General features: G+C 51.6%; 1 protein-coding gene. It reads left to right on the top strand.

Annotated features, from left to right (window positions below; translation table 11 throughout):
• A partial coding sequence (locus tag WFK85_RS23375; protein ID WP_336709960.1) for an autotransporter outer membrane beta-barrel domain-containing protein occupies positions 1-746 on the top strand: 746 nt, incomplete at both ends.

The following is a 746-nucleotide window of genomic DNA, read 5'->3' as shown; positions in this document are numbered from 1 at the left end:
AATAACGGTAATAGTAATGGAACTCATAACAATGCCGATACCGGACACACTTATCGTCCTGAGCGAGGAAATTACGCCGCCAACCTTCAGGCAGCCGCAACAATGTTCAACATGCGTCTCAAAGACCGTCAAAGTGGCATGATATACACAAACCTGGCCACCGGAGAGCGTCACGAAAGTAGTCTGTGGGTACGCTCTGTGGGGGGCCATACGGAAGGACATGTCTCGGACGGTCAGTCAAAATACGCCGCAAACCGGATAGTCTTCCAGATGGGGGCAGATATCTTCAACGGCAGCACCGGCAACGACGATGCGTGGCATCTTGGTCTGATGGGCGGCTACGGTAAACAGTACAGTAATTCCCGTAACACTTTGTCCGGTTATAACTCAAAAGGCTCTGTGTGGGGTTACAGCGCTGGTGTCTACAGCACCTGGCACCAGAATTCGAAGGACAAAACCGGCCTGTATGCAGACAGCTGGATGGCATGGAACTGGTTCGATAACTCCGTTAAAGGTGATGAACTGGCGTATGAGAAGTACAAATCAAAAGGTCTGAGCGCGTCACTGGAAACGGGGTATGTTTTCCATACGGGTTCATACAGAACCTCCGGCGGAATGGAAAACAACGTTTACATAACGCCCCAGGCACAGGTGCTATGGTCCGGCGTGAAAGCCGATAATCACACGGAAGTCAACGGTACGAAAGTGGAAGGCAGGGGAAGTGATAACGTCCAGACACGCCTGGG

The organism is Cedecea sp. VD22 (genome assembly GCF_037150195.1).
Taxonomy (GTDB): Bacteria; Pseudomonadota; Gammaproteobacteria; order Enterobacterales; family Enterobacteriaceae; genus Cedecea.
Note: the sequence above shows the minus strand (reverse complement) of the source record. Positions and strands in the feature narration are given on the sequence as shown.